At 60.5% G+C, this 509-nt stretch carries 1 protein-coding gene; it reads right to left on the reverse strand.

All coding sequences use genetic code 11. From position 1 onward, the window contains the following. Positions 1–491 (reverse strand): transposase (locus tag H6X51_RS20390; RefSeq protein ID WP_185269137.1); only part of this gene is annotated, 491 nt, incomplete at its 3' end. Between the last annotated feature and the right edge of the window lie 18 nt (positions 492–509).

Here is a 509-nt window from a genome sequence, read left to right on the forward strand (position 1 = left end):
TCCCCGCTCTTGGTAATGCTGCCGAGGATCGTTTTTCCTCCCGTGCTGTGTTGCCTGGGTACCAGTCCCAGGGCAGCGGCCGCGTCGCGACCACAGGCGAACTGTTGGCCATTGCCTATCCAGCTACGGAAGGCGCTGCTGCTGATGGGGCCAAAGCCAGGTACGCTTATCAGGTTCTGACAGACCTCATCCTGCTCGACTTGGCTCTCGATCTCCTGCTGGTACCACACGAGTTCCTTTTCCCAGGCACAGTATTGTTGGTACTGCCTATCCAGCAGTTGGCGCAAGCGCCAGGGCAGTCCGTTCTCGCCATCTTCCAGAAGAGCAGCGACCGTGCTGCCAAAGCGTGTCTTGCCTTTGGGTATGATGACGCCATGCTCGGCCAACAGTGCACGGGTACGGTTTATCAGGCGCGTCTGGTCCGCCACCAGAGCCTTGCGCAGGCGGTGCAGGTTCTGGTCCAGCAGTTGGTCCACCGTCTTCGGTGCCACAGGGCGAATGCGTCCGTG

Source organism: Halopseudomonas xiamenensis (assembly GCF_014219065.1).
GTDB classification, from domain to species: domain Bacteria; phylum Pseudomonadota; class Gammaproteobacteria; order Pseudomonadales; family Pseudomonadaceae; genus Halopseudomonas; species Halopseudomonas xiamenensis.